Raw genomic sequence first — 20,410 nt, 5'->3', positions numbered from 1 at the left:
TACATATGAATATATTAGTTACTGGTGGAGCTGGATTTATTGGAAGATGGGTAGTGAAAAAGCTTCTAGAAGAAAATCATTTTGTTACAGCTTTTGATAACTTAAGTAATGGAAGATTATCTAATATAGAAGAGTTTGAAAAAAATCCTAGATTTAAGTTTATTAAAGGCGACATACAGGATTTGGAGAAATTAGATGAATTGTTTGAAGAAAAGTACGATATAATTTATCATCTTGCAGCATCAATAAATGTACAAGACTCAATTGATGATCCTAGAACTACTTTTTATAATGATACAGTAGGAACATTTAATATTTTAGAAAAAGCAAAAGTGCAGATGTTTGGTAAAAATTCTAAAATGATTGGAGAAAAGTGGAGTATTGATGAAAATGAAGAAATTCATGATACTAAAGTTGTATTTATGAGTACTTGTATGGTTTATGATAAATGTGATGACAAGGGAATAGATGAAGCTCACCCAACTAATCCAATATCACCTTATGGAGGAAGTAAGATAGCAGCAGAAAATATGGTTTTGTCATATTTTAATGCATATAAATTGCCTACAACAGTTATAAGACCATTTAACACATATGGACCTTTTCAAAAAACTGGTGGAGAAGGTGGTGTTGTAGCTATTTTTGTTAATGCTCTTATAGATAAAAAAGATATAAATATATATGGAACTGGAGAACAAACAAGAGACCTTCTATATGTAAAAGATTGTGCTGATTTTGTAGTAAATGCAGGTTATAATAATAATACAAATGGGGAAATAATAAATGCAGGAACTGGTAGAGATGTTACTATTAATGAATTAGCAGCTATTGTTTCAAAAAATGTGATTAATATAAATCATGTAGAACATATACATCCTCAAAGTGAAATTATGAAATTAAAATGTAATTATGAAAAGGCTAAAAACTTGATGGGATGGTCGCCTAAGTATACCTTAGAAGAAGGTATAGAAGAGACTTATAGATTTTTGAAAGGTATGAGATGAATGAGGGAAAAGTTAGCTATTAATGGTGGAACTCCAGTTAGAGATACATTTTTACAGTATGGAAGGCAATATATAGATGAAGAAGATATATCTAAAGTTGTAGAAGTATTAAAAGGTGATTATTTAACTACAGGACCTTATGTGAAGAATTTTGAAGAATCTTTAGCAAAAAAAGTAGGTGCGAAATATGCTGTTGCGGTAACAAGTGGTACAGCAGCTCTTCATTGTGCTGTATTAGCGGCAGGAATAAGTAAAGGTGATGAAGTACTAGTTACACCTATGACTTTTGCTGCTTCAGCTAATTGTATATTATATGTGGGAGCTACGCCGGTATTTGTTGATATTGAAGAAAACACAGGCAATATTGATGTAAGCAAAATTGAAGAGAAAATAACAGATAAGACAAAAGCCATAATAGCGGTTTCATATAGAGGTAATCCAGTAAAAATAGATGAAATAATGAGTGTTGCAAAAAAACATAATTTAATTGTTGTTGAAGATGCTGCTCATGCAATAGGTGCTAAGTATAAAGATAGTTATGTTGGTAATAATGCAGATATGACGATATTTTCTTTTCATCCTGTAAAACATATTACTACAGGTGAAGGAGGGGCAATAACTACTAATAATTTTGAATTTTATAGAAAACTTATTGAAATGAGATCTCATGGAATAACTAGAAATATTGAACTTATGGAAAATAAAGATGATCCATGGTATTATGAACAAGTTGATTTAGGATATAATTATAGAATGCCTGATATTAATGCAGCATTAGGTATATCTCAAATGAAGAAGTTAGATGTTTTTATTGATAAGAGAAAGGAATTATCTTCATTATATTCTGAGATTTTAAAAGATAATAAGTATGTAACTTTACTAGAGGATACAGAAGGTGGGTTTAACTCTGAACATATATATGTAATAAAATTAAATTTAGAAAGACTTAATTGTACGAGAAGAGAAATATATAGTGCACTTATTAAAGAGAATATAGGAGTAAATGTTCACTATATTCCTGTTTATTTTCATCCTTACTATAGAAAATTAGGATATAAAAGAGGAATTTGCCCAGTATGTGAAGAATTTTATGAAAGAATAATTACGTTACCATTACATGTATCAATGAGTAAAAATGATGTGATATCAGTAATTAAAGCATTAGATAAGATATTTAAATACTATAGTATAGAAGCTTAGGAGGATATTATTATGGATAACAAGGAATTAGTAGAAGTAGTAGATAAAGCTATTGAATATTGTGATAGATTAGAAAAGGCTATATCAAATGGTGCAGAACTTTTTAGAAGTGATAAAATAGCAGATGGATCTAAACTTTTATTAGAGATATTAGATGCAATACAATGGGTTATAGATGTTGCAGCAGGGACAAAAGATCTTCAAACTAGTAAAGTAGATTTAGAAGATGTAAATGCAAAATTAAAGTTGGCTATAGAAGCTTTTGAAAATAGCGACTATAATCTTTTAGGGGACGTTCTTGAGTATGAGATTTTAGAAGGAACAAATAGTATAAAGTCTTCTTTAGAAACAGTTCAAAGAAATAAATAATATATAGAAAAAGGTCTGTGGCATTATGCAACAGATCTTTTTTATAAGTATATCTAAATGATGCTAAAGAAAAACGAGAAAAAATCGACTATATAATATATATATTAAATTTAGTATGAAGTGATGAAATCAAATAGATTATTTAAATGTTGAAAGTGGTGGGTGATTATATGAGATTAATGCATAATATGGCGTCTTTAAGTACATATCGAACATATAAGAAAAGTCTAGTAGCTCAATCTAGTAGTATGAATAATATTTCCACAGGATTAAAAGTAAGTGCAGCTAAAGATGATCCTAGTGCTTTATCAAAATCTGAAAGCATAAAGATGAAAATAAGAAGCCTTCAAATGGCATCTAGAAATGCACAGGATAGTGTTTCACTAATACAAACAACTGAAGGTGGACTAGATGAAGTATCAAATTGCCTTCAAAGAATGAGAGAATTAACTATTCAAGGTGATGGGACAAAGACAGATGATGAAAAAGAGATGATTAATAAAGAAATTGAACAGTTGAAAAAAGGTATTAATGATCTTGTGAATAATACCAGTATGAATAATGTCAATGTAATTAATGGAAATATTACAAAATCATTAAAGGTACCATCTGGAGCCAATTCAGGAGAATATATTGAAATACCTGTAACTAATATGAATTTAGATGTATTTCCTTCAGGAGAAAATTCTGATATGAATTTACAAGATATAGATATAAATGATATGGAAAAGTCATTATCTATAATAGATGAAGCTATAAATAAGTTAAGCTTACATAGAGGAAAACTTGGAGGGGTATCAAATAGATTTGAGAGTTGCTATAATGATTTACAGGAAATATCGGTAAGATTAGAGGCAGCAGATAGTTCTTTAGTTGATGCAGATGTTGCAACAGAAATGATGAATTTAGCAAAGAATGATGTACTTGTTACTGCTGGAATTTCTATAATGCAACAAACAAATAATTTTCCGCAAGATGTATTAAGGATACTTCAAGGAATTTAATAAGAATTAAGAGGTATAATCTATAAGATACCTCTTTTTTTAGGAGGAATTTATGAAAATTATATGCATAATACAGGCAAGAATGGGGTCAGAAAGGTTGCCTGGAAAAGTTGTAAAACCAATAAAAGGGATACCTCTTATTGGATATACTATAAATAGATTAAAAAGAAGTAGGTATATAGATGAAATAATATTAGCTACGTCTGATAAAAAACAAGATGATAAGTTGGTTGATGTAGCCAAAGAGTATAAAATAGACTATTTTAGAGGTAGTGAAGAAAATGTATTAGAACGATATGTTAAGTGTTCAGAAAAGTACAATGGAGATATTATAATAAGAATTACTGGAGATTGTCCGCTTATAGATCCTATCATTGTAGATAATGTAATTACAGAACTTATTATGTATAAATATGATTATGTAAGATTAGATGTACCAAATACTTTTGTTAGAGGGTTTGATGTTGAAGTATTTACAAAAGAGAGTTTATTAAGAGTTTATAATATTGTTAATGAGAAATATAATAATGTAATAAATAAATATAAAGAACATGTAACATTATTTATTTATGAAAATAAAGAATTATTTAATATAGGGTATGTTAAAGGTGTAGAAGAGCTAAATAGAGATTATAGGGTTTGTGTTGATACTTTTGAAGATTTTCAAGTTGTAGAAAATGTAATAGAAAATATGAAAGAAGAAGACTTGAGATACGTTGATATTATACATTATATTGACAGAAGCAAAGTAAATAATTTTAATAAAGATATTGTTCAAAAAAATATTTAGCGTATATATTATGTAAATCATATAAAAAGTGACTTGCCAACTTTTTATATGATTTTTTTTACTGCATATTACGACTATTTTTTTGTTTTAATTATTAAATTCAATTATGATGACGTTATACAAAACAATAAATCGTTCGACAAAAATAATAGTGTTTAACATAATATGTTAAATAAATATTATATATTATAATAAAATTTATATAAATAATTAAAAAATAAGTCAATTCTTTTGAAGGTTCAAGAATATTGATATAAAGCAATAAAATGTAAAAATATAAAGATGCAAACGCTGATACAACTTGTTTAAAGGAGAAAAAAAACAGTGTATAATGTATAACGTAGGGAGGGGTAAAATTGTCTAATAATATTTCAAGTGTAGCGTATAATCTTTTAAAAGATGATTTAAATGTATCAGCTTTAAGAAATAGAGTTATAGCTAATAATATTTCAAATATTAATACAGCTGGTTATAAGAGAAAATATGTATCTTTTGAGGATACTTTACAAAATACGATAAAATCAGTTAGTCTAAAGACTAGCAGTGAGAAACATATATCAAGTAGTAGTGAATCAGGAGATGAAAGGATTATTACTGATAAAAGCACATCAACTAGAAGTGATGGAAACAATGTGGACATTGATACAGAAATGGTTAATTTAACAGCTAATAATATGATGTATGAATCTTTAACAACAGCGTTAAATAATAGATTTGCTATGAATAAGATAGCTAGAGGAAATTAGTTTACTTTATAGGAGGGAAAATATGACTTTAGGAGTTTTTAATACTTTACGGATTAGTTCTTCTGGATTATCGGCAGAAAGATTAAGAATGGATACAATAGCTTCAAATGTTGCAAATGTAAATACTACGAGGACAGAATCAGGAGGTCCTTATGTAAGAAAAATAGCAGTTTTTGAAGAAAATTTAAAAGCGGCAAAGAACAAGAGCAGCTTTAATGGAAATGGTGTAAAGGTATCTGCTATTGTCGATGATACTAGTGATTTAAAAACAATGTATGATCCTACACATCCAGATGCAGATGAAAATGGATATGTAGCTATGCCTAATGTGAATATATTGAATGAAATGGCGGATTTAATTGCTTCAAGTAGAGTTTATGAAGCAAATACAACAGTAATAAGTACAACAAAGAATATGTATTTGAAAGCATTAGAAATCGGTAAATAGGGGGATACGAAAAAATGATAGTGAATAAATACATACCAACAGAGTATTTAAACAAAGTAAATAGTGTAGCATCAAATAATAATAAAGAAAGTAATACAAATACATCTAGTGTAAGTTTTTCTGATGTTTTAGGAGAAAAAATACAGGCAGTTAACGATAAAATAGTAGAATCAGAAAATAAAACTATTAATTTTATTAATGGTGAAGAAGAAGATATTCATAATGTTATGATTTCAGCAGAGGAAGCAAAAGAATCTCTTCAATTAGCAGTAGAGGTTAGAAATAAACTTGTTGATGCTTATAAAGAAATATTATCAATGCAACTATAGTAAGGAGTGTATAAGTTGGATAAGATAAAGAGTTTTTTTAGAAAATTTATAGATAAATTCAAAGCTTTATCTGTTACTAAGAAAGTTGCATATGTAATTTTAACTTTAGTATTTATAGCAACTATTACCGTGCTAAGTACTCATATGTTGAAAACAAAATATACTACTTTGTTTTCTAATTTGGATGCAAATGATTCTAAGGTAATAATTGACTCATTAGATAGTAAAGGTGTTAAGTACAAAGTAGATAATAATAGCAATTCTATTTTAGTACCAGAGGATCAAGTTGGAACTTTAAAGCTAAGTTTGGCTTCTGAGTTATCAAATGGATCTATTGGATTTGAGATATTTGATGAGTCTAGTCAGTTTGGACTTACAGATTCAGAGTTCTCTGTTAAATATCAAAGAGCAGTTCAAGGGGAGTTAGAAAGAACTATAAAAAATTTGGACGAAGTAGAAAATGTTAAGGTCAATTTAGTTATGCCTGAAGACTCTACTTTTGTTAAGGATCCTACTAATGCAACTGCTGCAGTAGTTGTAAAATTAAAGGCAGGTAAGACATTAGAAGAAAGCCAAGTAAGAGCTTTAGTTAATTTAGTATCAATGTCAGTTAAAAACTTACCAACAAACAATATAACTATTGCAGATACAAATGGTAATTTGTTAACAGATGGGTTATTTGATGAGAGTGGAAATTCTAGTTCAAGTTCAAATAGTTCTGTTGAAAAACAATTAGAAGATAAAGCAAAATATGAAAAATATCTAGAAGAGAAAGTTCAGGGGCAATTAGAACCTGTATATGGTAAGAGCAAAGTAAAAGTAAAAGTTAATGTAGATATGGATTTTGATAGTTATACACAGAATTCTGTTACAACGGAGAAGGATCCCGCAAAGGAAAGTGAACAAATAACAATAAATAAAGATAATAGTGATGATGGAGCGGTATCTCAATCACCAGTTGATGAAAATATGTCAAATAAAATTGAAGATGAAGTTATAAACAATAGTTCAGTAACAAGTTATGAATCAATAACTAACTATAATACATCAGGTAAGACAGAAGAAAATAGAGTTCAGGCACCAGGAAAAGTTAAAAATGTATATGCTTCTGTAATTATTGATACACCAAGTTTAGGGGTAGTAGAAAAAGAAGATGTACAATCAGTGGTAAATAAGACTATAGGACAATCTAATGTTGAAAATACAGTAGTTATGGGTAAAGAATTTGATTCTGAAACAAAAGAATTAGCAGCAGAAGCTTTAAAAGAGATGAAAAAGGCTGAAGCTAAGGAAAAGAAAGAAAAAATTATAATGTATTCAAGTATTGCGGCTGTAGCATTAGTAGTATTAATGACTATAATACTACTAAAAAGAAGAAAGAAGAAAGATGACGAAGAAATAGAAGAGGAAGAAGAAAATACTCTTGATGCAGTCATTGATGATGAAATAGACAAAACAGAAGTATATAAACCTGTAAACTTCGATGAACCAAATAATAAGCAGGTATTAGAAGATGAACTTAAAAAATATGCTAAGGAAAAACCAGATCAAGTATTAGAGATAATTAAATCTTGGATTTCTAGTGATGAGAGGTGATGATGGTGGCTAAAGAAAAAGGATTAACAGGAGTTCAAAAAGCAGCAATTTTATTTATTACTTTAGGACCAGAAGCCTCTGCAAATATAATAAATAAATTGCCAGAAAGAGATATTCAAAGAATTACATATGAGATTGCCAATACTACAACAGTAAGCAATACAGAAAAGTCAGATATACTTGAAGAATTTATTCAAATGAATAAAGCTAAAGATTATATTCTAGAAGGTGGATTTGATTATGCTAAAGATCTTTTAAGTAAAGCTTTAGGAAATCAAAAAGCAAAAGAAATTTTAGATAAGGTATCAGAGGAAACCCAACAGTATAGACCTTTTGCATTGGCTAGAAAAGCGGATTCAATACAGTTACTAAATATTATTTCAAATGAGCATCCACAAACTATAGCGTTGATACTTTGTCATATAAATGTAGAGAAAGCAGCTCAAATATTAGCAGAATTGCCTCAAGAGGTACAAGAGGAAGTAGCGTATAGAATAGCTGTTATGAATACAACGTCACCTACAGTGATAAAAGAAGTAGAAAAAACATTAAATATGAAATTATCATCTATAGTAAGAAATGAAGTTACATCAATTGGTGGACTTCAATCAATTGTTGATATATTAAATCAAGTTGATAGAAGTACAGAAAAGAATATTATGGAGGCTCTTGAAAGACAGGATCCAGAAATTGCTGAAAAAGTTAAGGAATCAATGTTTGTCTTCGAAGATATTATTGCTCTTGATGATGTAGCAATTCAAAGAATATTAAGAGAGGTAGATGGAAAAGAGTTAGCATTAGCATTAAAAGGATCTTCAGAAGAAGTATCAGAAGCTATTTTCAGAAATCAATCAAAGAGAGCTGCTGCTTCAATGAAGGAGGATATAGAATTCTTAGGGCCAGTTAGAATTGCTGATGTTGAAAAGGCACAAACTAGAATTTTAGCTGTTATAAGAAGATTAGACGAAAGTGGAGAAATTGTAATTGCTAGAGGTGGAGAAGATGCTGTTATCATCTAATGTTATTAGAAATACTTCAATCGGAGAATCGAAAGAAATTATTACAAAAGGTGAGATTCTATTAAACGATGAATTAGAAATTTCAAAAGAAGAATTAGATATATTGAATGAAGAGGTAATAGAACCTCATGAAGCTATTGAAGAAATGCTTTGTAATGCAAAAAATGAAAGTAGATTAATATTAGAAAAAGCTGAAGAAGAAAAAAATAAAATTTTAGAAAAAGCTAGAAATGAAGCAAGTATTATAAGACAGAAATCATATAAAGAAGGTTATGAAAAAGGAATAGAAGAAGGTAAAGAAGTTGCCAAAAGTCTTATAAATGATGCAGAGAATCGTTGTGATGAAATTATATTAAATGCAAATAATGTATACAAAGAATATTTATTGAGTAAAAAAGATGATATAAAGAAACTTATAGTTAATGGATATGAAAAAATATTTCTTAAAGCATTTAATAATGAAAATATACTGGATGATATTTTATATTCTCAATTAGAGGAGTCACTAACTGGTGAAGTCTTTTATATTAAAGTTAATGAAAAATACTATTCACATCTTTTGGATAGAAAAGATGAGTGGGAAAAGTTGCTTCATAATGTAGAAATCAACATTGTGGAAGATAAATATATAGAAGATGGCACAGGTATTATTATAGGTGAAAAAGGGAAAGTTGAGATTAATCTAAATAGTAGTTTAGATGAAATAAAAAATGTAATTGAGAATTATTAAGAGGTATAACGATGATTAATATTGATTTTCAAGAGATAGCAAGCAGGATAGAAAAAATTAATCCTTATAAGTATCAAGGAACAGTATCTAGAGTTATAGGTCTTACTGTAGAAGCGGAGGGGATTAAGGCAGCTGTTGGTGAGGTATGTATTATATACAATATCAAAAAAGATATTATTAAATGTGAAGTAGTTGGATTTAAAGAAGATACAGTGATATTGATGCCATTAGGTGAATTAATTGGGATAGCCCCAGGGTGTAAAGTGGAACCACTGGGACATCCTCTTTCTGTTAATTGTGGAGAACATTTATTAGGTAAGATATTAGATGGTTTAGGGAATCCTCTGGATGGTGAAAATGGAGAAAAAGGTGTTATGTATCCTTTAGAAGCAATGCCACCAGATCCATTAAGAAGAAAAAGGATTAGTACCATTCTTCCTACAGGCGTAAGGGCGATAGATGGATTGCTTACAATGGGAGAAGGTCAAAGGGTAGGTATATTTGCAGGGTCCGGTGTTGGGAAAAGTACAACTCTTGGAATGATTGCAAGAGAAGCAAAAGGCGATATAAATGTAATTGCGCTTATTGGAGAAAGAGGAAGAGAAGTAAGAGATTTTATAGAACGTGATCTTGGTGAAGAAGGAATGAAAAGATCTATTGTTGTTTGTGCTACTTCTGATCAATCAGCATTAGTAAGACTTAAAGGAGCTTTTACAGCTACAGCAATTGCAGAATATTTTAGAGACCAAGGGAAAAAAGTAATTCTTATGATGGACTCTGTTACAAGATTTGCAATGGCTCAAAGAGAGATAGGTCTTGCTATAGGGGAACCACCAGCAACTAAGGGGTATACACCATCAGTTTTTTCTATGTTACCAAAGCTTATGGAGAGAGCTGGAACTAGTGATAAAGGATCTATAACAGCTTTTTATACTGTGTTAGTTGATGGTGATGACTTCAATGAACCAATAGCAGATGCTGTAAGAGGGATTCTGGATGGTCACATAGTATTATCAAGAGCTCTTGCTGCTAAAAATCATTATCCAGCTATAGAAGTGTTAAAGTCAGTATCGAGACTTATGAGTGAGATAGCTGATAAAGAGCATAAAAGCAATGCATCAAGATTTCGAGATCTTTTAGCAACTTATGAAAATTCAGAAGACTTGATAAATATAGGCGCATATGTAAAAGGAAGTAATCCTAATATAGATAAGGCAATTGAATGTCATGATTCAATTCTAAAATTTTTAAAGCAAGGTATTGATGAGAGTAATTCATTTGAAGAAATTAAGGAAAAATTAGCGAAAAGTATTTCTGTTTAAATGGAGGAAAGTTTATATGGAAAAGTTTCATTTTAGATTAGAAAAGTTATTGGAAATAAGAAGAAGCTTAGAGGATGAAAGTAAAAGAAGCTTTAAAAATGCTCAAGATGAGAAGTTAAAAGTAGAAGAAGAGTTGCAAAGTTTAGAGGAGAAGTATAGGGAAACTTCTCAAAATAAAAATTGCACTTCAATTCTAGAATATAAAATAGTCAATAATTATATGAATTTTCTAGATAAAAGGATAGCAGAAGAAAAAATAAATCTTAAAAATAAGACCATAGCAGTAGAAGAAAAAAGAAAAGAATTAATAGATAAACAAAGGGATAGACAAGCAGTGGAAAAATTAAGAGAAAATAAGTATTTAGAATATGTTAAAGAGGTACAAGCTATAGAGCAAAAAAATAATGATGAATTTGCTTTGTATGGATTTATTAGAAATACTGAAAGGGGGTGAGGAAAATAGGGAATATTATAGCGAGCTTTACAGGTAATGTAAGTAATACAAATTCTGTAGAAAATACTGCAGTAAAAAACTTAAATGTTAAAGAGAATAGTTTTAAAGAATGTCTAAACATTAAAAGTAAAAGTGTTAAAAATGACGATAGTAAAGAAGTAGATTCTACCATAAAAAATACTTCAAAGACAAAAAATAGTAAAGATAAAAAAGTTGTAGAAGAAAAGGTAGAAAATAAAGAAATTGATAACAAAGAAGATGAAGTTATAGAAGAATTAATGTCTTTACTTTTAGATACTGAAGTAAATGTAGAGGGTAAATATGAAAAGATAATCAATGAAAATGAACTCTTTTCAGAAGAGACTAAAACTATGCTTATTGATTTTGTTTCAAGTTATAATTCTACTGAAATAGGTAATAATGAAGTTGTAAAAGAAGGTAAAAAAGAAACTTTTATGGCTGATATTATGGAATTATTAAAAAGTGATTCATCTATAGATGAAAAAACGCTTAAAAACTTGTTAGAGTCAGTAAAAGAAAGTAGTAGTGAGATAGAATCTCCCAAAGAACTTATAAACTTTATTAAAACTAATATAGATAAAGAATCTAATACTGATAATAATGAGATTTTGGAAATTAAAACTACAGTGACTGATACTACAAAGGAAGAAAACAGAAGTACAAGTTTTGATGCTAAAAATAGTGAAGCTAGTAGTGAAGAAAAAAGTCAAGAAGGATTAGATAAAGAAGATACTTTTCTTACATCATTGATAGAAGAAAATACCGATGTGAAAAATGAAGGAACCTTAGTACAAGTTCCTAAAATGGTATTTGAACCTTTAAAAGATGTAAAGGAATCAGCACCACTTATAACAAATAAGACTAATATGATTGAAGATGTAATAAAGTCTGTGAAATACATGAGAGATGAGTCAGTGAAAGAGATTGTACTTAAAGTAGTTCCTAGAAGTTTAGGAGAAGTAGTAATTTCACTTTCAATGGATAAAGGTGTTATGAAAGCTAATGTCACTACTAATAATGCTGATACCTACAATTTATTAGCAGCAAAAATAGAAGAAATGAATAGGATACTAGATGAATTTAAAGTAGAAAGTTTTGATTTAACTTATATGAATAATAGTCAGTATGGCGAAAAAAATAAGGAAGGTAATGAGAAGAATAACTTCCAAAGAAGTAATGGATCGTCATTTATTAGTGTAGATGATGATGTGATTGAAGAAATAAGTGATGAAACTTATTCTAATATAGATATGCTTGCATAGGGGAGGGGAAATATGGCAAATTTAAGTTTAGCAGGTACAGTGGACACATTAAATACTGGAAAGACCTCTAACGGTACAAAAATAGTAACAACGACTAATGATTTAGATAAAAATTCTTTTGTAAAGATACTTGCAGCTCAATTAGCAAATCAAGATCCTACAGAGCCTGTAGATTCAACTGCATATGTATCTCAATTGGCACAATTTACATCTCTTGAACAAATGACGAATTTAAATGAAACAATGTCATATATGAGTGCTACTAATATGGTTGGTAAATTTGTTATGACAAAATATGTAGATGATAATAATACACCAATATCAGGGACAGTATTATATGTTAGTAGACGTGGTAGCGAAACTACTGTGGTACTAGAAGGATATGAAGATACCGAATTTAAAGTTAGTGATATAAAAGAAGTTGTAAATGGGGATACTTTAGTGGATTCTCAAAAATATCTTGGACAAACTGTAATCACAAACTTAATGGATTCTAATGATAATTTCTTAGAAGGTAAGGTTATTCAAGTTATTAATGGATATGATGGAATTTATGCTAAGATTCAGTATGAAAAAGATGGAAAGACTACAGAAACTACAGTAGGAATTAAAAATATCATAGGTGTCAAGGATCCTAATGCCTTTAATGGAGAAAAAACTGAAGATAGTAAAGTTGAAAACAATAAGGAAAGTTAATGACTTATAGAATTGTAAATGGAAATATTGTTTCAGTAAATCCATTAGATATAGGTAGTAATAGAACTACTGTAAATAGAGATGTTAGTAAAACATCTTTTAGCGATATATTAAATTCGAAATTAAAGAAAGATATTAATATATCAAAACATGCTAATGTGAGACTTGCTGAAAGAAATATAACACTATCTGATGAAGATATGGGAAAACTAAGTGATGCTTTTGATAAAGCAAAAGATAAAGGGGCAACTGATTCGGTTATTTTGTATAAGGATTTAGCATTTGTAGCATCTATTAAAAATAGAACTATAATTACAGCTATGCCGAAAGGGGAAGAAAATATATTTACAAATGTAGATTCGGTGATTTTATTGTAGCTGGACCTAATAAGGAGGCTAATTTTTACTGAATGACAGAAGTAAAAAATCATCGAAGTGATTAGTGGAGGGGAAGAAAAAAATGATAAAAAGTATGTATTCAGGTATAACGGGATTAAAGGCAAATCAAACTAAGCTAGATGTTATTGGGAATAATATAGCAAATGTAGGAACAACAGCGTTTAAGTCTCAAAGGGTTAATTTTAAAGATGCATTAAGTCAAACTTTAAATAGTTCATCAGCACCAGGATATAGTGTTGGGGGTACTAATGCATCACAAATTGGACTTGGGGTACAAGTAGGTTCAATAGTAACCAATATGGCACAAGGTAATTTACAAACAACAGGAAGTAGTCTTGATGTAGCAGTAGATGGAGAGGGGTTCTTTATAGTAGCTAGAGGTGCAACACCATCATCTAATGAGTCTAGTGTTAGTGTAGATTCTACATATCATACAATGGGAGCAGGAAATGGTCTAGAAGTAAGTTATACTAGAGATGGTTCTTTTGCATTAGATTCAGAAGGAAATTTATTAACTTCAGATGGATATAGAGTTATGGGATATCCATTATCAGAAAAAGGTGGTAATGTATCAAGTATAGATTATTCAAGTAATGGTACTTGTAATTTTGTAAATTCAAATTCTAATAAGGGGATAGTAGCTTCTTCAGATAATTTAGTGCCATTAAAAATCACAGATACAGTTCATGTCTCAGCTAGTAATTATAAAAACATGGAAATGTCCTATACAGGATCAGGAAAGGTTGCAGATGTAAATCCAATTACTGTGTCAACAGATGGTTCATATAAATATGATGGTGATTTAAATATCACTGTATCATTTAATGCAGAAAGTAAAAAATATATGATATCTGTAAATGGTAATACTCCTGTAAGTATAGATGATGCTAATAGTTATAAAACTGCAAAAACAGGATTAACTGTAGATGGAAAAGAAACTACATTAGCTGACTTAGGTATTACTATCAATGGTTTAGATAATTATACTGGAGTTCAAACTGATGTGAATGCTGCCAAAAAGGATTCTTTTAACTTAGTTGTATATGCAGAATCAGATAAGAAGATAAGAAACTATTCTATAGAAAAAGACGGAGTAGTTAAGGGAGTTCTTGAAGACGGTAGAGTTACTGTTTTTGGTCAAATAGCTATGGCATCTTTTAAAAACCCAGCTGGATTAGAGAAGCAAGGAAATAACTTATATTCTGTTTCATCAAACTCAGGAGATGCAGTTGTAAGAAGTGCTACAGGTTGTGATGAAATAAATGATAACTCTGCAGGATTCGGTTCTGCCTTAAATGGTTATTTAGAAATGTCTAATGTAGATTTATCAGAACAATTTACAGAAATGATAGTTGCAAGTAGAGCATTCCAAGCAAGTAGTAAAATGATAACAACAGGGGACGAAATATTACAAGAGTTAGTTAACCTTAAAAGATAGAAGTTTAATATAAATTAATTTTCAATTTACAAGGTTAGTGCACAGTTCACAGTGCACAGTATAAGAAATTTCGTAGGAATTTCCACCATAACTGTGCATTGTGCACTGAAAACTGTGCACTGCAAAAAGGAGACAATATGATTAAGTTAATTGGGTTTAATAGTAAAGAGATAGTTTTAAACAGTGAACTTATTGAAAAGATTGAAGAGGTCCCAGAAACATTAGTTACTTTAGTAAATGGAAAAAAGATTATTGTTAAGGATACTGTGGATGAGGTAATAGAAAAAGTAATAGATTATAAAAGAAGGATACATATTTAAGGTTTTACTTTAAGGGGGGGACGAAATAATGACTAAGCTAGATATAATGACACCAGTTGGGTTAATATTGGCAGTAGGTCTTATACTATATGGGATTTTAAGTGGAGGAACACTAGCATCATTTATTGATGTTGGATCATTAGCAATAACTGTAGGAGGAACATTTGCAGCGATATTTATAGCATATCCGTTAAGTGAAGTAAAAAAAATACCAACATTTATTGCATTAGCGATGAAAGAAGATGTTATATCAAAAGTTGATATAATAGAAATGTTTAGTGATTTTTCAAAAAAAGCTAGAAGAGAAGGTTTATTATCATTAGAGGATTCAATGGCAGATGTTGAAGATAAGTTTCTTAAAAAGGGAATGCAAATGGTAATAGATGGTGTTGAACCAGAGAATATAAAAGATATTTTAGAGCTTGAAATACAAAAGATAGAAGATAGACATATAATAGGTTCAAGTATGTTTAATAAACTAGCAACATTTGCACCAGGATTTGGTATGATAGGTACACTTATCGGACTTATCAATATGTTGGTTAAACTTGATGATCCATCTACTATATCTTCAGGTATGGCTACAGCACTTATTACAACATTATATGGATCATTAATTGCAAATGTATTATTTTTACCGATTGCTAATAAGTTGAATCATAAGACTGAAATAGAAATTGAGGCAAAGGAACTTATGATTGAAGGTATCTTAGCAGTTCAATCAGGAGTAAATCCAAGAATTATTGAAGAAACATTAATAACATATTTACCACCAAAAGAAAGAGAATTAATAGCTAATAATAGTGGAGATGTAGACAATGGCTAGAAGAAAAAGACCAAGTAGTGACTCAGGTGGTGGTAGTGAGTGGCTAAATACATATGCAGATATGGTTACATTACTTCTAACGTTTTTTATATTAATGTTTTCAATGTCTACAGTAAATGCACAAAAATTTGAAGCTTTAGCTAATGCATTTAAGTCTGTTTTATCAGGAGAATCTGGTTCAACAGTTCTTGATAATACATTATCAGAAGGGCTTGAAGATACCACAGGGGCTAAAGCAGAAATTAGTATGGAACAAGGACATAATAGCGAATATGAAAAAATTTATAGTGCTGTTGAAGAAGTTATAGATGAAAATAATCTTCAAGATGTAGCACAAGTTAAAGAAGATAATAGAGGAGTAATAATAGAATTAAAAGATAAGATTTTGTTTGATTCTGGGAAGGCTGATGTAAAGAAAGAGTCTTTATCAGTACTAGATAAGATTTATGATGTAATAGAAAAATTACCAAATACAATAGAAATACAAGGGCATACAGATAATGAGCCTATATCAAATTCTACATATAAAGATAATTTTTCTTTATCAGGAGCCAGAGCATATGCAGTATTAGAGTATTATAAGAATAAAGGAATACCAGGTAATAGGTTAAATTATAGGGGAATGGGAGAGTTTTCACCAGTAGCACCTAATGATACAGAAGAAAATAAATCTATGAATAGAAGAGTTAATATATTAATCGAAGTAAGTGGGAAGGGGAACTAAACATGGCAAAAGAAGAAAAGAAGGGCGGAACTCTTAAAATAGTTGTAATACTATTAAGTTTATTGTTAATTGTTTCGGTAGGTTTTACTTCATATATGCTTTTATTTAAAAAGCCTAATGAGGAAGTAAATAAGCATGCTTTAAGCGGTGTGGAATTTTATTCACTTGGAGATTTTAAATTAAATCTAGCAGATGAAGGAAAGTATGTACAATTGACATTACAAATGGGATATAGAGGTGGAGATGAAACAAAAGAAGAGCTAGAAAAAAAGAAAGATGGACCTCTTAGAGACGCAGTAATTAATGTCATTTCATCAAAAACAGTTAATGATTTTAAAGGTGATGGAAAAGCAAAAATTAAAGAAGAAATTAAGAATGCTATAGCACCATTAATTGAACATGGTGAAGTTGTAGATATTTGGCTTGGAGATATAATTTATACTTAAAGAAATATGAGGTAGGACACATGGACATATTTATTGCAATACTTCAAATATTTTTAGTACTTCCTATAATATTAATTTTGATATATATATCAATTAAAGTAGGAGGAAAAAAGTTAGAAACTTTAAATAAGGGTAGATATATAAAGATAATTGAAAGAGTACCTTTAAATAAAGAAAATAGCATTTATCTTATAAAATTGGGACAAGAGTACTATGTTGCCAGTTCTAATAATGGATCATTTGAAGTTATTAAAGAATTATCTAAAGATGAGGTTATTAAGTTAGAGGAAAATAAGGAAATACCACAATATGATAATTTTAAAGATTTTATTAGTGATTTAAAATCTAAATTTGGGAAAAATGAGGAAAAGAAATGAAAAGGAAATATTTAATTCTAACTTTTATAGTTACATTAATTTTAATAGTATCTACATCTTTAGTGGCCCATGCAGAGCCTACCAATTTAACTGTACCAAAGGTAAATATATCTGTAGATGGAAGTGAAAGCCCTAAAGAATATGTAGAAAATATAAAGATATTTTTATTCTTAACAGCTCTTTCTGTGTTACCGTCGCTTATCTTAACAATGACAAGTTTTACAAGAATATCTGTTGTTTTTGGATTTTTAAGAAATGCGTTAGGAACACAACAAGCTCCATCTAATCAGATATTAATAGGATTATCATTATTTTTAACTATTTTTGTTATGGCACCTACCTTTACTAATATAAATAATGATGCAATTAAACCTTATACAGAAGAGAAAATATCGCAAGAGGAAGCGATAGATATAGGATCAGGTTATTTGAAAAAGTTTATGCTTAAACAAACGAGACAAAAAGATTTAAAAATGTTTATGGACATAAACGGAGTTTCAGAAAAGGTGAAAAATGAGGATTTACCTATGATTGCTGTTATACCTGCTTTTATAATTTCAGAATTAAAAACAGCATTTACAATAGGATTCCTTTTATATTTACCATTTTTAATTATTGATATAGTGGTTGGTTCTATTTTAATGTCTATGGGAATGATGATGATTCCACCGATGATGATATCATTACCATTTAAATTATTATTATTTGTTATGGTTGATGGATGGAATCTAATTGTAAAGTCATTGATAATGGGATTTTAGAGAGGTGATAGTAAATGAGTGAAAGTATGGTTATTTCTATATTAAAAGATGCAATAACTACAGCAATTATTATCGCTGGACCACTTCTTATAGTAGCTGTAGTAGTAGGACTTATTGTTAGTATTTTTCAAGCTACTACTCAAATACAGGAACAGACATTAACATTTTTACCTAAGGTATTATGTGTAGCTTTAGTGGGGTTATTACTTGGAAGTTTTATGTTGCATACTTTAGAAGGATTTACAGAGAGAATTTTCTCTATTATCTCAAATATAACTAAATAGGTGAAATTATGATAAATATGGTTTATTTAGTGGGTTTTGTTTTGGTAATGCTGAGGATTAGTGCTTTTTTTGTATCATCACAAATACTATTACCAAAACCTACACCTAATATAGTAAAAGTGATTTTTATAGTATCACTTTCATATGTTATAACTCCTTTAGTATCTCTAGATGGTATAGAGGGATTTATTGAAAATAACATGATTTTTATTATTGTATGTATTAATGAAGTGCTAACAGGATTAATATTTGGTTTTGTTACCTATATGTGTTTTGAAGCTATAAAGTTTGCAGGAGCATTGATAGATTTCCAAGCAGGGCTTTCAATGATGAGTATGTATGATCCTACAACAGGAAGTAATGCTGCTTTGGTAGAAAAGCTATATTCGTACTTAGCATTGACAATAGTATTTGTTTTTGATGGACATCATATAATTTTGAAGGCTATAATTAATACTTTTAACACTATACCGCTTGGAAAAAATGTAATAAGTCAGGATAGTATATCTTCATTTTTAAAAATATTTATCAATTTTTTTGAGATTGGCTTTAGAATTGCATTACCAATAATTTTAGTACTATTATTAACAGATATAGTACTTGGAATAGTGTCAAGAACTGTACCACAACTAAATGTTATGATTTTAGGAACACCAGTAAAATTACTTATAACATTAGTATTAATTATAGGAATGTTTCCAGTAACATTAAAGCTGATAAAATATGCCTTTGAACAATTACCAGGAGCATTTAGAAGTTTATACAAAGCTTTTCCTATAATATTTATCTTTTCATCAGCTGGAGAAAAGACAGAAGAAGCTACGGGAAAGAAGTTGCAAGATGCAAGGAAAAAAGGTCAAGTTGCTAAATCAAGAGATATAGCTTTAACATTTACATTACTTGCAGCTACACTTATGTTTTTAGTTTTTGGTGATTTTCTAATTGAACAATTAAAAATAATCATGGCTAATGGATTTAAATCCACAGCTATAAAAGAATTAAGTGAAGCAGCTCTCTTCTCAATTATATTATCGTACATAGGTAGGGGACTCTTAATAGTAATTTTGTTTGCAGCTGTAATAATGATTGTTGGTGTTGCAGCAAATATAGCACAAACAGGTTTTATAAAGACATCAGAGCCATTAAAACCTGACTTTAAGAAGATGAATCCTATAAATGGATTTAAAAATATATTTTCAATGAGAAGTGTAGTAAGTTTATTTAAAAATATTTTACTAATAACGGTTATTGGTTTTATAGCAGTAAAATTTTATACTTCTACATTAGATGATGTTATGAGAATTTCTTTATTATCAATAGATAAAATTCCATCAAAAATGATTTCTGTAGGAGTAAAGTTGTTTTCACTTATTGGTATAGCTATGATGATTATTTCTCTTGGTGATTTTGTGTATCAAAAATGGAAATATAAAAAAGATATGAGAATGACAAAACAAGAAGTAAAAGAAGAGTATAAGCAAATGGAAGGTAACCCAGAAGTTAAAGCGAAAAGAAGAGAAAAAATGAGGGAATTGTCAAGAAGAAGAATGATGGCAGAAGTCCCAAATGCAACGGTAGTAATTACAAACCCAACGCATATATCTGTAGCGCTTAAATATGAAGAGGGTGGCGAAAGTGCACCGAAAGTAGTTGCAAAAGGAGCAGATAATTTAGCACTAAAAATTAAGGAAATAGCAATGGATAATAAGGTCCCTGTAGTAGAAAACAAACCTTTAGCGAGGATGATATATAGTCAGGTAGAATTAGAATCAGAGATACCTGTTGAGATGTATGCAGCAGTGGCTGAAATACTAGCAGTAGTTATTAATGAAAAATAGTGGGGTGG

25 protein-coding genes are annotated in these 20,410 nt (G+C 29.5%); all 25 read left to right on the top strand.

What is annotated here, in order from left to right:
• Positions 1-5: 5 nt before the first annotated feature.
• The 25 genes from KQI30_RS00595 (at position 6) to KQI30_RS00475 (ending at position 20,402) form a co-directional block, all read left to right on the top strand.
• Positions 6-1,004: a dTDP-glucose 4,6-dehydratase gene (locus tag KQI30_RS00595; RefSeq protein ID WP_216461220.1), complete on the top strand. Its 999-nt coding sequence runs from the start codon at positions 6-8 to the stop codon at positions 1,002-1,004.
• Positions 1,005-2,204, top strand: a complete 1,200-nt coding sequence (pseC, locus tag KQI30_RS00590; RefSeq protein ID WP_216461219.1) for a UDP-4-amino-4,6-dideoxy-N-acetyl-beta-L-altrosamine transaminase — start codon at positions 1,005-1,007, stop codon at positions 2,202-2,204. It abuts the gene before it with no gap.
• Between the two features lie 12 nt (positions 2,205-2,216).
• Positions 2,217-2,573: a hypothetical protein gene (locus KQI30_RS00585; RefSeq protein ID WP_216461218.1), complete on the top strand. Its 357-nt coding sequence runs from the start codon at positions 2,217-2,219 to the stop codon at positions 2,571-2,573.
• A 170-nt stretch (positions 2,574-2,743) separates the two neighbouring features.
• On the top strand, positions 2,744-3,577 hold the full coding sequence (locus tag KQI30_RS00580; RefSeq protein ID WP_216461217.1) for a flagellin: 834 nt from the start codon (positions 2,744-2,746) through the stop codon (positions 3,575-3,577).
• A 52-nt stretch (positions 3,578-3,629) separates the two neighbouring features.
• Entirely contained in the window at positions 3,630-4,367 is a 738-nt protein-coding gene (locus KQI30_RS00575; RefSeq protein ID WP_216461216.1) for a cytidylyltransferase domain-containing protein, read from the top strand.
• A 356-nt stretch (positions 4,368-4,723) separates the two neighbouring features.
• Positions 4,724-5,113, top strand: a complete 390-nt coding sequence (flgB, locus tag KQI30_RS00570) for a flagellar basal body rod protein FlgB (RefSeq protein ID WP_216461215.1) — start codon at positions 4,724-4,726, stop codon at positions 5,111-5,113.
• A 22-nt stretch (positions 5,114-5,135) separates the two neighbouring features.
• Entirely contained in the window at positions 5,136-5,561 is a 426-nt protein-coding gene (gene flgC / locus KQI30_RS00565; protein WP_216461214.1) for a flagellar basal body rod protein FlgC, read from the top strand.
• A 14-nt stretch (positions 5,562-5,575) separates the two neighbouring features.
• On the top strand, positions 5,576-5,890 hold the full coding sequence (fliE, locus tag KQI30_RS00560) for a flagellar hook-basal body complex protein FliE (protein WP_216461213.1): 315 nt from the start codon (positions 5,576-5,578) through the stop codon (positions 5,888-5,890).
• 15 nt (positions 5,891-5,905) lie between these two features.
• Positions 5,906-7,486, top strand: coding sequence for a flagellar basal-body MS-ring/collar protein FliF (gene fliF / locus KQI30_RS00555; protein ID WP_216461212.1), 1,581 nt, complete (start codon positions 5,906-5,908; stop codon positions 7,484-7,486).
• A gap of 5 nt (positions 7,487-7,491) precedes the next feature.
• Positions 7,492-8,505, top strand: a complete 1,014-nt coding sequence (gene fliG / locus KQI30_RS00550) for a flagellar motor switch protein FliG (protein ID WP_216461277.1) — start codon at positions 7,492-7,494, stop codon at positions 8,503-8,505.
• Entirely contained in the window at positions 8,489-9,235 is a 747-nt protein-coding gene (locus tag KQI30_RS00545; RefSeq protein ID WP_216461211.1) for a hypothetical protein, read from the top strand. The genes fliG and KQI30_RS00545 overlap by 17 nt, the downstream gene beginning before the upstream one ends.
• 11 nt (positions 9,236-9,246) lie before the next feature.
• Complete coding sequence (gene fliI, locus KQI30_RS00540; RefSeq protein ID WP_216461210.1) at positions 9,247-10,557, top strand: flagellar protein export ATPase FliI; 1,311 nt, start codon at positions 9,247-9,249, stop codon at positions 10,555-10,557.
• 16 nt (positions 10,558-10,573) lie between these two features.
• The gene (gene fliJ / locus KQI30_RS00535; RefSeq protein WP_216461209.1) at positions 10,574-11,011 is read left to right on the top strand and encodes a flagellar export protein FliJ; all 438 of its coding nucleotides are present in this window, start codon (positions 10,574-10,576) and stop codon (positions 11,009-11,011) included.
• Entirely contained in the window at positions 11,008-12,294 is a 1,287-nt protein-coding gene (locus tag KQI30_RS17465) for a flagellar hook-length control protein FliK (RefSeq protein ID WP_216461208.1), read from the top strand. The genes fliJ and KQI30_RS17465 overlap by 4 nt, the downstream gene beginning before the upstream one ends.
• Before the next feature lie 12 nt (positions 12,295-12,306).
• On the top strand, positions 12,307-12,990 hold the full coding sequence (locus KQI30_RS00525; protein ID WP_216461207.1) for a flagellar hook assembly protein FlgD: 684 nt from the start codon (positions 12,307-12,309) through the stop codon (positions 12,988-12,990).
• Complete coding sequence (locus tag KQI30_RS00520; RefSeq protein WP_216461206.1) at positions 12,990-13,367, top strand: TIGR02530 family flagellar biosynthesis protein; 378 nt, start codon at positions 12,990-12,992, stop codon at positions 13,365-13,367. Before KQI30_RS00525 ends, KQI30_RS00520 begins: the two co-directional genes overlap by 1 nt.
• An 82-nt stretch (positions 13,368-13,449) precedes the next feature.
• Positions 13,450-14,826, top strand: a complete 1,377-nt coding sequence (locus KQI30_RS00515; protein WP_216461205.1) for a flagellar hook protein FlgE — start codon at positions 13,450-13,452, stop codon at positions 14,824-14,826.
• Positions 14,827-14,963: 137 nt separating this feature from the next.
• Positions 14,964-15,146 (top strand): flagellar FlbD family protein, encoded by a 183-nt coding sequence (locus tag KQI30_RS00510; protein WP_216461204.1) that lies wholly within the window; start codon positions 14,964-14,966, stop codon positions 15,144-15,146.
• A 28-nt stretch (positions 15,147-15,174) separates the two neighbouring features.
• A complete protein-coding gene (locus KQI30_RS00505) occupies positions 15,175-15,972 on the top strand; it encodes a motility protein A (RefSeq protein WP_216461203.1) in 798 nt (265 codons plus the stop codon).
• Positions 15,965-16,696, top strand: coding sequence for a flagellar motor protein MotB (locus KQI30_RS00500; RefSeq protein WP_216461202.1), 732 nt, complete (start codon positions 15,965-15,967; stop codon positions 16,694-16,696). Before KQI30_RS00505 ends, KQI30_RS00500 begins: the two co-directional genes overlap by 8 nt.
• Before the next feature lie 2 nt (positions 16,697-16,698).
• Positions 16,699-17,142 (top strand): flagellar basal body-associated FliL family protein, encoded by a 444-nt coding sequence (locus KQI30_RS00495; RefSeq protein WP_216461201.1) that lies wholly within the window; start codon positions 16,699-16,701, stop codon positions 17,140-17,142.
• A 20-nt stretch (positions 17,143-17,162) separates the two neighbouring features.
• Positions 17,163-17,519 carry a flagellar biosynthetic protein FliO gene (gene fliO / locus KQI30_RS00490; protein WP_216461200.1) on the top strand — a complete coding sequence of 119 codons (357 nt, stop codon included), beginning with the start codon at positions 17,163-17,165 and terminating at the stop codon, positions 17,517-17,519.
• On the top strand, positions 17,516-18,280 hold the full coding sequence (gene fliP, locus KQI30_RS00485) for a flagellar type III secretion system pore protein FliP (protein ID WP_216461199.1): 765 nt from the start codon (positions 17,516-17,518) through the stop codon (positions 18,278-18,280). The genes fliO and fliP overlap by 4 nt, the downstream gene beginning before the upstream one ends.
• Before the next feature lie 14 nt (positions 18,281-18,294).
• Positions 18,295-18,564, top strand: a complete 270-nt coding sequence (gene fliQ, locus KQI30_RS00480; protein ID WP_216461198.1) for a flagellar biosynthesis protein FliQ — start codon at positions 18,295-18,297, stop codon at positions 18,562-18,564.
• 8 nt (positions 18,565-18,572) lie between these two features.
• The gene (locus KQI30_RS00475; RefSeq protein WP_367397817.1) at positions 18,573-20,402 is read left to right on the top strand and encodes a fused FliR family export protein/FlhB family type III secretion system protein; all 1,830 of its coding nucleotides are present in this window, start codon (positions 18,573-18,575) and stop codon (positions 20,400-20,402) included.
• Positions 20,403-20,410 lie beyond the last annotated feature (8 nt).

Source organism: Clostridium bornimense, assembly GCF_018917145.1.
In the GTDB taxonomy this organism is placed as follows: domain Bacteria; phylum Bacillota; class Clostridia; order Clostridiales; family Clostridiaceae; genus Clostridium_AN; species Clostridium_AN bornimense_A.
This window is presented reverse-complemented; position numbering and strand designations above follow the sequence as displayed.

Excerpts from the sequence above, each read along its gene's own strand:
- KQI30_RS00595 (WP_216461220.1), top strand. The coding sequence starts at position 6 with ATGAATATATTAGTTACTGGTGGAGCTGGATTTATTGGAAGATGGGTA.
- pseC (WP_216461219.1), top strand. The coding sequence starts at position 1,005 with ATGAGGGAAAAGTTAGCTATTAATGGTGGAACTCCAGTTAGAGATACA.
- KQI30_RS00585 (WP_216461218.1), top strand. The coding sequence starts at position 2,217 with ATGGATAACAAGGAATTAGTAGAAGTAGTAGATAAAGCTATTGAATAT.
- KQI30_RS00580 (WP_216461217.1), top strand. The coding sequence starts at position 2,744 with ATGAGATTAATGCATAATATGGCGTCTTTAAGTACATATCGAACATAT.
- KQI30_RS00575 (WP_216461216.1), top strand. The coding sequence starts at position 3,630 with ATGAAAATTATATGCATAATACAGGCAAGAATGGGGTCAGAAAGGTTG.
- flgC (WP_216461214.1), top strand. The coding sequence starts at position 5,136 with ATGACTTTAGGAGTTTTTAATACTTTACGGATTAGTTCTTCTGGATTA.
- fliE (WP_216461213.1), top strand. The coding sequence starts at position 5,576 with ATGATAGTGAATAAATACATACCAACAGAGTATTTAAACAAAGTAAAT.
- KQI30_RS00545 (WP_216461211.1), top strand. The coding sequence starts at position 8,489 with ATGCTGTTATCATCTAATGTTATTAGAAATACTTCAATCGGAGAATCG.
- fliI (WP_216461210.1), top strand. The coding sequence starts at position 9,247 with ATGATTAATATTGATTTTCAAGAGATAGCAAGCAGGATAGAAAAAATT.
- fliJ (WP_216461209.1), top strand. The coding sequence starts at position 10,574 with ATGGAAAAGTTTCATTTTAGATTAGAAAAGTTATTGGAAATAAGAAGA.
- KQI30_RS00525 (WP_216461207.1), top strand. The coding sequence starts at position 12,307 with ATGGCAAATTTAAGTTTAGCAGGTACAGTGGACACATTAAATACTGGA.
- KQI30_RS00520 (WP_216461206.1), top strand. The coding sequence starts at position 12,990 with ATGACTTATAGAATTGTAAATGGAAATATTGTTTCAGTAAATCCATTA.
- KQI30_RS00515 (WP_216461205.1), top strand. The coding sequence starts at position 13,450 with ATGATAAAAAGTATGTATTCAGGTATAACGGGATTAAAGGCAAATCAA.
- KQI30_RS00510 (WP_216461204.1), top strand. The coding sequence starts at position 14,964 with ATGATTAAGTTAATTGGGTTTAATAGTAAAGAGATAGTTTTAAACAGT.
- KQI30_RS00505 (WP_216461203.1), top strand. The coding sequence starts at position 15,175 with ATGACTAAGCTAGATATAATGACACCAGTTGGGTTAATATTGGCAGTA.
- KQI30_RS00500 (WP_216461202.1), top strand. The coding sequence starts at position 15,965 with ATGGCTAGAAGAAAAAGACCAAGTAGTGACTCAGGTGGTGGTAGTGAG.
- KQI30_RS00495 (WP_216461201.1), top strand. The coding sequence starts at position 16,699 with ATGGCAAAAGAAGAAAAGAAGGGCGGAACTCTTAAAATAGTTGTAATA.
- fliO (WP_216461200.1), top strand. The coding sequence starts at position 17,163 with ATGGACATATTTATTGCAATACTTCAAATATTTTTAGTACTTCCTATA.
- fliP (WP_216461199.1), top strand. The coding sequence starts at position 17,516 with ATGAAAAGGAAATATTTAATTCTAACTTTTATAGTTACATTAATTTTA.
- fliQ (WP_216461198.1), top strand. The coding sequence starts at position 18,295 with ATGAGTGAAAGTATGGTTATTTCTATATTAAAAGATGCAATAACTACA.
- KQI30_RS00475 (WP_367397817.1), top strand. The coding sequence starts at position 18,573 with ATGATAAATATGGTTTATTTAGTGGGTTTTGTTTTGGTAATGCTGAGG.